Source organism: Methylobacterium sp. WL18 (genome assembly GCF_008040015.1).
GTDB classification, from domain to species: domain Bacteria; phylum Pseudomonadota; class Alphaproteobacteria; order Rhizobiales; family Beijerinckiaceae; genus Methylobacterium; species Methylobacterium mesophilicum.
In genome coordinates this window covers 1-7,929 of record NZ_VRVD01000193.1, presented here as the reverse complement: position 1 = coordinate 7,929, position 7,929 = coordinate 1, and the positions used below count along the sequence as shown (strand labels likewise).

Here is a 7,929-nt window from a genome sequence, read left to right as displayed (position 1 = left end):
AGCGGGCGGTGGGCGGCAGGGCGCTCGCCACCGCGCTCGCGGCGCAGAAGCCGATGATCCAGAGCGCCAGGCGCATGCCGCCCTGGGGCAGGTCGCGCTCGCGCATCAGCCGGACGCCCCAGAGCACGGGGGGCAGCACGAACGCGAGGGCACCCAGACCGAGGATCTGCATGGCGAGGTCGGCCACGACGGCGCCCGGCTGGCCGAGCACGTTGTGGGCCGGGTGGTCGGTGGCGTGGTTGAGGCTCGGGTCGTCGATCGACCACGTGGCGAGCGCCACGGTGAGCGCGACCGCGCCGGTGAACAGGACGAGCCCTCCGAGCTCCGTCAAGCGCTTGCCCAGGAAGGGGCGAACGCTGTCGACGTAGGTGTCGTAGGGCGACGCGGGACGGCGAAGCGAGCGCATGCGGGACCGGACGCGAACGGGGACTCTGACCCGAGGCTAGTCACGCCGGCCTTAACGACCTGCTAAGGTTGAGGAAGCCTGACCCGGGGTCGCGCTGGGTCCGGAGCGGGCGGGGCCGGGCGTGGGGTGGTGCAAAAACCGCCCCGCTATGGCACAGAAACCGCCATGAACATCGACGGAAAACCCTATCGCACGATCTTCCCGGACCCGGACGGCGTCAGCGTCCAGGTGATCGACCAGACCCGCCTGCCCTTCGCGTTCGAGCTGAAGCGCCTCGCCACGCTGGACGACGCGGCGGTGGCGATCCGCACCATGATCGTGCGCGGCGCGCCGCTGATCGGCGTCACCGCGGCCTACGGGCTGGCGCTCGCCATGCGGGCCGATCCCTCGATGGAGGGGATCGACCGGGCGGTGGCGGTGCTCGCCGCGACGCGCCCGACGGCGATCAACCTGCGCTGGGCGCTGGACCGGGTCGCCGGCAACCTGCGGCAGATCCAGCCGGCCGAGCGCTTCGCACACGCCTTCGCGGAAGCCGGCCGCGTCGCCGAGGAGGATGTGGCGAGCTGCCGCTCGATCGGCGCCCATGGCGGCCAGATCATCGCCGACCTGCACACGGCGAACGGCGGGCGGCCGGTCACGGTGCTGACCCACTGCAACGCCGGCTGGCTGGCCACGGTGGATTGGGGCACCGCGCTGGCGCCGATCTACGCCGCCCACGAGCGGGGCGTGCCGGTGCACGTGCTGGTGGACGAGACCCGGCCGCGCAGCCAGGGCGCGGCGCTCACCGCCTTCGAGCTCCACGGCCACGGCGTGCCCCACACGGTGATCGCCGACAATGCCGGCGGCCACCTGATGCAGCACGGCGGGGTCGACCTGTGCATCGTCGGCTCGGACCGGACCACGGCGTCGGGCGACGTCTGCAACAAGATCGGCACCTACCTGAAGGCGCTGGCCGCCCACGACAACCGCGTGCCGTTCTACGCCGCCCTGCCGTTCTCGACGATCGACTGGACGCTCCACGACGGCGTCAAGGAGATCCCGATCGAGGAGCGCGACGGCCGCGAGGTCACCCACATGACCGGCCGCCTGGCCGAGGGCGGCTTCGCCACGATCGAGGTGGTCTCTCCCGGAAGCCCGGTGGCCAACCCCGCCTTCGACGTGACGCCGGCGCGGCTGGTGACCGGAATCATCACCGAGCGCGGCATCTGCGCGGCCACCGAAGAGGGGCTGTACGGGCTGTACCCGGAGCGCCGGAAGGCGGCGTGAAGGGGGGCTTGGGAGGCGGCATGGTGTGTGTGGCGATCATGTGCATGATGAGCGCATGACTGAGCTTTTCGATCAGGCCATCGCGCGTGTCCGCGCGCTTCCCCCGGAGACGCAAGATGCGTTCGCGCGCATGCTGTTGAATCTCGCCAGCGATGAGGCCGAGCCCGTCATCCTGATGCGGGAAGAACGGGATGCCATCGCCGCATCGAAGTCGGCGGCAGCGCGAGGCGAGTTCGCGACGGACGAGGAAGTGAGGGCGATCTGGACGAAGCACGGCCTGTGAAACTTCGCTTCACCCGTCCTGCTTTGACCGACCTTGCCGCGCTGACCGAAATATATCGAGGCTCGATCGCCGGAAGGTGCCCGGCATGTCCGGCGACGGATCAAGGACGCATTGGAGCGGCTTGCAGATTACCTGATGCTCGGACAGCAAACCGACGATCCGACCATTCGCCGCCTGACCACGATCCCTTATCCTTACCTGATCTTCTACGAAGTCACGGACGCGGCCATCATCGTTCATGCCGTTCGCCACAGCGCCCGCGATCCCGGTTCGATGCCGGATGCGTGACGAATGCGGATATCGATGGCTGAGCAGACGCAACGCAGGCGAAGGCCCGAGCGATGATCGTGCTGGCCTCGCCCTCGACGAACGCCCCGCGATCAGCCTGTTCCAGGCTAGCCATGACGGCGGCCACGTGTTCGGGCTCGATCTCGAGCGAGTCCGCGATCTTCGCCATGCTGAGCATAGCCTGGGCGATGGCATCTTGATCGTCCGCCGACATCTGCCGCACGGCCGCAACCGCTTTCTCGAGTAAATCCGTCATCGGCTGACCTCCGCCTGATCCTCGAACCACGGCCCATGGCGTTGCAATCGGAGGTGGACGTCGAGAACCGCGAGGCCGTGCCTCACGGCTCCCAGCGATGGAACACCGTGCTGTCGAACGAGAAAACCGGTTCGCCGCGCTGGTTCACCCCGGTGTTGCGCGCAAACGCCAGGCCCCAGCCGGGGCGGGACGCCGAGGCGCGCTTGTCGGTGAGCTTCGTGCTGAACCGGACCGTGTCGCCCGCGTAGACCGGCTTGAGCCAGCGCAGGTTCTTGAAGCCCGGGGAGGGGCCCGATTCCGGGACCGGGCCGCGGCTCGCCGTGTAGGCGGCGTCGCGGGCGCGGGTGGTGAGCAGCCGGTTCATGTAGGCGGCGGCGGTGTGCCAGCCGGAGGCGCACAGGCCGCCGAAATGGCTGCGCCGGGCCGCGGCCTCGTCGAGATGGAACGCCTGCGGGTCGTAGGCCTCGGCGAAGGCCACGATGGCGGCGGCGCTGAACGGGTAGGCGCCGAGATCGCGGACCAGGCCGATCTCGGCATCCCGCAGGAACGGCAGGATCTCGGCATCCTCCGGCTCCGCCACCGGCCCCGGCTCGCCGATCTCCACGGGGCGCGGCGGCAGGGGATCGGTGCCGCGGCGGGCCAGCATGAAGGTGAAGCGCTGGGTCAGCACCGTCTCAGCCCGCGGGTTGCCGAGGGCGACCTCGGCCGTCACGAAGCCGAGCCCCGGCTTCGAGGCCGAGTCCCGCATCCCGACGACCCGGAAGGTCAGCGTCAGGGCGTCCCCGGGCAGGACCGGCGCCAGCCAGCGCAGCTCGTCGATCCCGGGCGCGCCCAGCGACGAGCCCCCCTTGAACGGCCCCTGCTGGAGCAGCCGCATCCCCAGCGCCGCCGTATGCCAGCCCGACGCGATCAGCCGGCCCACGAAGGTCGTCTCCGCGGCCGCCTCGTCGAGGTGGAACGGCTGGAAGTCGAACGCCCGCGCGAAGCCCACGATGGCGTCGCGGCTGACCGTCAGGGGCTCGCCGACGATGACGTCGCCGACGGAAAAGTCCTCGATCGCGGGGTCCGGCATGGCAGCCTCGTCCAGTGCGTCAGGGGAGGGGGCTCAGTTCGCGAAGCGGAAATGCAGCACGTCGCCGTCCTGCACCACGTAGTCCTTGCCCTCGAGCCGCAGCTTGCCGGCATCCCGGGCACCGGATTCGCCGCCGAGCGTGGTGTAGTCCTTGAACGCGATGGTCTCGGCGCGGATGAAGCCCTTCTCGAAATCCGAGTGGATCACGCCAGCGGCGCCGGGCGCGCGGGTGCCCTTGGTGATCGTCCAGGCCCGGGCCTCCTTGGGGCCGACCGTGAAGTAGGTCACGAGGCCGAGCAGATCGTAGCCGGCGCGGATCACCCGGTTGAGGCCGGGCTCGGTCAGCCCCACGGCTTCCAGGAACTCGGCCTGGTCGGCTTCGGGCATCACGGCGATCTCGCTCTCGATCTTGGCCGAGACCACCACCGCGATGGCGCCCTCGGCCTTGGCCCGGGCGAACACCGAATCCGAATAGGCGTTGCCCTTGTCGGCATCCCCCTCGTCGACGTTGCAGACGTAGAGGACGGGCTTGGCGGTCATCAGCCCGAGCGACTGGAACAGCTTCTCCTCGTCCGGCTTGCGCTCGACCAGGCGGGCGGGCTTGCCCTCGCGCAGCAGCGGCAGGGCGCGGTTGACGAGGTCGAGGCTCTCCTTGGCCTCCTTGTCGGCGCCCTTGGCCTTCTTCTCCAGGGCGACGGCCCGGCGCTCCAGGCTGTCGAGATCGGCCAGCATCAGCTCGGTCTCGATGGTCTCGATATCGGCCGCCGGATCGACCTTGCCCTCGACATGGGTGACGTCGCCGTCGGTGAAGCAGCGGACCACGTGGGCGATGGCGTCGACCTCCCGGATGTTGGCCAGGAACTGGTTGCCCAGGCCCTCGCCCTTGGAGGCGCCGCGCACCAGCCCGGCGATGTCCACGAAGGTCAGCCGCGTGGGGATCTTCTCCTTCGAGCTCGCGATCCGGACGAGGTCGTCCAGGCGCGGATCCGGCACCGCCACCTCGCCAACATTCGGCTCGATGGTGCAGAACGGGTAGTTCGCCGCCTGGGCGGCCGCCGTCTGCGTCAGCGCGTTGAACAGGGTCGACTTGCCGACGTTCGGCAGGCCGACGATGCCGCATTTGAAGCCCATGGATCGGTCCTAGTGTTCGGTCACGACGGCCTCGGGGCCGACCGTGAAAGGATTGAGGATGGTGGTGCCGCGGACCGTGCGGTCGTGCTGGTAATCCTCCGATAGAAGATAGCGGCACCCGGCGCGAATCGCGGCTGCGAGGATGACGCAATCCCACCACTGAAAGGCGGTCTCGGTCCGGATCGACCACGCCAGCGTGATCAGTTCGACATCTGTCGCGCCCTGCGAGAACGGTTGCAACTCCGTCGTCATGCGCCGCAGCTCCGCGCCCTCCACGACGACCTTCCTGCGCAGGATCGCGTTGTGGATTTCGCCGAGCACCTGCGGGCTCACCACGAGGGCCTCGCGAGCCGCGAGCGTGGCGAGCCAGTGCGTCGCCGTGCGTTGCTTATCCGGAAAGCGGTCGTCTCGGGCATACAGGAAAACGTTCGTATCGACGAAGACAAGATCAGTCGTCATCGTACAGTTGGTCTCGTGTCGGAGCCTTCCCGTTTTCGTCCAGAACGTGGAGGGGCGGCCCGGCTAGGAAGCGTTCGAGCGCCTCCCGCTGCGTCAGCGGCCGGCCGACGCGCTGCTCGACGGCTTCGGCGACGAACCGCGACAGGCTCTTGCCGTCGCGCGCGGCGGCGACACGCGCCCGCTGCAGCAGGGCCTCGCTCATCGTCACGGTGACGTTCTTCATCGCAGCCTCCGCCGCCTATATCGTGTCCTCGTGTTTTCGTGTCAATTTTTGGAACCCAGCGTCTTCACCGCGTCCCAGCCCCGGCCGGCCATGGCGAGATGGACCTTGTTCTGGAAGCTCGCATCCTCGCCCGCCGCCAGCAGGCCGACGTGGTCGGCCACCGCGTGGCAGAGATCCTCGACCCAGGGCAATTCGGCTTTGCCGAAATCGTTGAGCACGTAGGCGTGCACCTGCGCCTTGTCGCCGGGATGGCCGATGCCGAGCCGCACCCGGCGGTAGTCGTTGCCGCATTGGGCGGTGATCGAGCGCAGGCCGTTATGGCCGGCATTGCCGCCGCCCAGCTTCACCCGGAGCTTGGCCGGGGCGAGGTCGAGTTCGTCGTGCAGCACGATCACGTCGCTCAAGGGGATCTTGTAGAAGCGCTGCGCCTCCGAGACCGAGCGCCCGGACTCGTTCATGAAGGTCGAGGGCTTGAGCAGGATCGCCCGCTCGGTGCCCAGCACGACCTCGGCAGCCTCGCCCTGGAAGCGGTGCCGGAACGGGCTCGCCCGGTGCTGGCGGGCGATCGCGTCGATGGCCAGGAAACCGATATTGTGCCGGTTGTTCGCGTAGCGCGAACCCGGGTTTCCGAGGCCGACGATCAACCGCATGGCAGGGTTCCTGGCGCGATCCGGTTCATACCCGCTCACGGGGCATCCATTGCGGGGCGGTCTGTGGCACGCTTCCCCGCGCGACGCATCCCCGCTCCTAGGCGCGCGCGGCGCGTCAGGGTGTGGTGTCCTCCGACCGGAGTTATCATGGAGCCGCAGCCATCAGACGGCTCAACCGGTCAAGGAATTGGCTGGTTCGATCGCGGTGGGGACCGTCCCGCGTCACGATCAATTGCACCACGACGAGATGTTTGGCCGGTATGATCGCGAGTTTCTGCCCGCCGTAACCGGACGCCAACGCCGCACCGGGACCAAAGCGATCCTCGGGGAGGATCCACCAGAGGTAGCCGTAGCCCAGTGGGTCATGATCGGTGCCTGAATGAATGCTCGTCGAATTCTTGACCCAAGACGCGGGGATGACTGGCCTATCCTTCCATCGGCCGCCGTCGAGGATGAGCTGGCCGAAACGTGCCAAGTCGCGGGCGGTGAGATCGAACCGGTATGCCGGGTGCCGGGATGTCGGCGCGCCGACGGAGCGCCCGTCCGAGGCGGAAAAGTCTTCCATTCCGATGGGGGCGGCGATGCGCTTGGCGAAGCCGTCGAAGATGGTCTCGCCTGCGGCCTGGCGATAGATTGAGCCGAGGGCGTTGAAATCCCAGTTGTTGTAGTACCAGAACGCCCCTGGAGCGTGGCTGCCACGTGGGGGACGCTTGCGACGCATGTCGGCGGTTTCATACGCGGCCGCGTGATAGACGCCGGATCGCGACATCAGGAGATCCCGCACCGTCGCGCGTTTTTCGGCGACGGTCAGCGCCGGCTCGTCGTCGATGCCGAGTTCGGCGAGCGTCTGCGTCAGGCTGATCTTTCCGTCCGCGACAAGGCTTCCGTACAGGGCGCTCAGCAGACTTTTTCGAATGGACGCAACATTGACCTTGCGCGACGTGTCACCCCAAGCGCCGACGATGCTGCCGTCTTGAACGACCAGAAACGCCGTGACGGCCTCGTTGTGAAGGTCTGTGGCGAGCGTGCTCAGCGTATCGTTCCTCCATCCGGAGGTCTTCGGCTCCTTGAGCGTCCAAGTTTGTGCAGCCGCGCTATGCGAGGCCATCAAGGTTGCAAACAATCCGAGGAGGAACACAAATTTTTGGGCTAAGTACTTGATCATAATAAACGTGCAAATTTGCGCATGGTATTTATTTTGAACATGATGATCGATTTGTTCGATGTAGGGGCCATCAGGCATCGTAAAAAAGTCGCTCGTAATCTGAGATTATAGCAACAGGTTAACCGAGAGTCACCGATGCTTATGCATCGACCCACTGCTCGATTCCGGAAAGGGCGGGTCGATCAATCCAGCCGAAGCCCGGCATTCCCAACAAATCCGATCCCTCTCGTGCGCCAGCGCACGGCATCGGTCGAACCGGCGGCAGAGTATCCACGTTGAGAGGTCACATTCGGCCAAGCAAAGCCCGAGCGATCAAGACCGCCGCACCGACGATCTTCCTCACCCGACACGGTTGACCGGATCACTTCCCGTCGCAGTCAGACGCAGACACGAGGAGATCGTCATGAATAGTCGCATGCTCGCCGCCGCCGCCCTGTTCGCCGCCGCGGCCACGCCGGCCCTGGCGCAGGGGCTGGACTCGAAGCATTCGCCATACCCGGCCTCCGCCTATTCGGGCTGGGTCGGCAACGGGAACCTGATGCAGCAGGATCGGACCCCGTCCGCGCGGGCCTTCGCCTATCGCTACGCCGGCCCGCATGCCGGCGGCCCGGCCAACGCCCTGCCGCGGTACTGAGGCCGGGGGGCGCCGCCCGTCAGCTGGGACTTATACACAACACCGGGCCCCCGTGACTACGATGCATCGCGTTTGCCGTGTTGGGCTTGAAAAAAA

At 67.4% G+C, this 7,929-nt stretch carries 12 protein-coding genes; 4 read left to right on the top strand and 8 right to left on the bottom strand.

Going from position 1 to position 7,929, the window contains the following annotated elements:
* On the bottom strand, nucleotides 1-406 hold a 406-nt coding region (locus FV228_RS15020), incomplete at its 3' end, for a DNA translocase FtsK 4TM domain-containing protein (protein WP_187277760.1).
* A gap of 165 nt (nucleotides 407-571) precedes the next feature.
* Here FV228_RS15020 and mtnA point away from each other — a divergent pair.
* The 3 genes from mtnA to FV228_RS34215 are packed head-to-tail and all read left to right on the top strand — an operon-like array spanning nucleotide 572 to nucleotide 2,243.
* Nucleotides 572-1,672 carry an S-methyl-5-thioribose-1-phosphate isomerase gene (mtnA, locus tag FV228_RS15015; protein ID WP_147855356.1) on the top strand — a complete coding sequence of 367 codons (1,101 nt, stop codon included), beginning with the start codon at nucleotides 572-574 and terminating at the stop codon, nucleotides 1,670-1,672.
* A gap of 55 nt (nucleotides 1,673-1,727) precedes the next feature.
* Entirely contained in the window at nucleotides 1,728-1,955 is a 228-nt protein-coding gene (locus FV228_RS15010) for a hypothetical protein (protein ID WP_147855355.1), read from the top strand.
* A 54-nt stretch (nucleotides 1,956-2,009) separates the two neighbouring features.
* Nucleotides 2,010-2,243, top strand: a complete 234-nt coding sequence (locus FV228_RS34215) for a type II toxin-antitoxin system RelE/ParE family toxin (RefSeq protein ID WP_348645056.1) — start codon at nucleotides 2,010-2,012, stop codon at nucleotides 2,241-2,243.
* On the opposite strand, the gene FV228_RS15000 is transcribed toward FV228_RS34215, so the two are convergent.
* The 7 genes from FV228_RS15000 to FV228_RS14970 form a co-directional block, all read right to left on the bottom strand.
* Nucleotides 2,185-2,499, bottom strand: a complete 315-nt coding sequence (locus tag FV228_RS15000; RefSeq protein WP_147855354.1) for a hypothetical protein — start codon at nucleotides 2,497-2,499, stop codon at nucleotides 2,185-2,187. The genes FV228_RS34215 and FV228_RS15000 overlap by 59 nt on opposite strands.
* Before the next feature lie 82 nt (nucleotides 2,500-2,581).
* Nucleotides 2,582-3,571 (bottom strand): MaoC/PaaZ C-terminal domain-containing protein, encoded by a 990-nt coding sequence (locus FV228_RS14995; protein ID WP_147855353.1) that lies wholly within the window; start codon nucleotides 3,569-3,571, stop codon nucleotides 2,582-2,584.
* A 33-nt stretch (nucleotides 3,572-3,604) separates the two neighbouring features.
* On the bottom strand, nucleotides 3,605-4,702 hold the full coding sequence (gene ychF, locus FV228_RS14990; RefSeq protein ID WP_147855352.1) for a redox-regulated ATPase YchF: 1,098 nt from the start codon (nucleotides 4,700-4,702) through the stop codon (nucleotides 3,605-3,607).
* 9 nt (nucleotides 4,703-4,711) lie between these two features.
* Nucleotides 4,712-5,161, bottom strand: coding sequence for a PIN domain-containing protein (locus FV228_RS14985; RefSeq protein WP_147855351.1), 450 nt, complete (start codon nucleotides 5,159-5,161; stop codon nucleotides 4,712-4,714).
* Nucleotides 5,151-5,384 (bottom strand): hypothetical protein, encoded by a 234-nt coding sequence (locus FV228_RS14980; protein ID WP_092045367.1) that lies wholly within the window; start codon nucleotides 5,382-5,384, stop codon nucleotides 5,151-5,153. The genes FV228_RS14985 and FV228_RS14980 overlap by 11 nt, the downstream gene beginning before the upstream one ends.
* A gap of 41 nt (nucleotides 5,385-5,425) precedes the next feature.
* Nucleotides 5,426-6,034 carry an aminoacyl-tRNA hydrolase gene (gene pth / locus FV228_RS14975; RefSeq protein WP_147855350.1) on the bottom strand — a complete coding sequence of 203 codons (609 nt, stop codon included), beginning with the start codon at nucleotides 6,032-6,034 and terminating at the stop codon, nucleotides 5,426-5,428.
* 145 nt (nucleotides 6,035-6,179) lie between these two features.
* Nucleotides 6,180-7,277 (bottom strand): serine hydrolase, encoded by a 1,098-nt coding sequence (locus FV228_RS14970; RefSeq protein ID WP_238262665.1) that lies wholly within the window; start codon nucleotides 7,275-7,277, stop codon nucleotides 6,180-6,182.
* Between the two features lie 325 nt (nucleotides 7,278-7,602).
* Here FV228_RS14970 and FV228_RS14965 point away from each other — a divergent pair, with 325 nt between their 5' ends.
* On the top strand, nucleotides 7,603-7,833 hold the full coding sequence (locus FV228_RS14965) for a hypothetical protein (protein ID WP_147855349.1): 231 nt from the start codon (nucleotides 7,603-7,605) through the stop codon (nucleotides 7,831-7,833).
* Nucleotides 7,834-7,929 lie beyond the last annotated feature (96 nt).

Excerpts from the sequence above, each read along its gene's own strand:
- FV228_RS15010 (WP_147855355.1), top strand. The coding sequence starts at position 1,728 with ATGACTGAGCTTTTCGATCAGGCCATCGCGCGTGTCCGCGCGCTTCCC.
- mtnA (WP_147855356.1), top strand. The coding sequence starts at position 572 with ATGAACATCGACGGAAAACCCTATCGCACGATCTTCCCGGACCCGGAC.
- FV228_RS14965 (WP_147855349.1), top strand. The coding sequence starts at position 7,603 with ATGAATAGTCGCATGCTCGCCGCCGCCGCCCTGTTCGCCGCCGCGGCC.
- FV228_RS14970 (WP_238262665.1), bottom strand. The coding sequence starts at position 7,277 with ATGCCTGATGGCCCCTACATCGAACAAATCGATCATCATGTTCAAAAT.
- FV228_RS15000 (WP_147855354.1), bottom strand. The coding sequence starts at position 2,499 with ATGACGGATTTACTCGAGAAAGCGGTTGCGGCCGTGCGGCAGATGTCG.
- pth (WP_147855350.1), bottom strand. The coding sequence starts at position 6,034 with ATGCGGTTGATCGTCGGCCTCGGAAACCCGGGTTCGCGCTACGCGAAC.
- ychF (WP_147855352.1), bottom strand. The coding sequence starts at position 4,702 with ATGGGCTTCAAATGCGGCATCGTCGGCCTGCCGAACGTCGGCAAGTCG.
- FV228_RS14985 (WP_147855351.1), bottom strand. The coding sequence starts at position 5,161 with ATGACGACTGATCTTGTCTTCGTCGATACGAACGTTTTCCTGTATGCC.
- FV228_RS14980 (WP_092045367.1), bottom strand. The coding sequence starts at position 5,384 with ATGAAGAACGTCACCGTGACGATGAGCGAGGCCCTGCTGCAGCGGGCG.
- FV228_RS14995 (WP_147855353.1), bottom strand. The coding sequence starts at position 3,571 with ATGCCGGACCCCGCGATCGAGGACTTTTCCGTCGGCGACGTCATCGTC.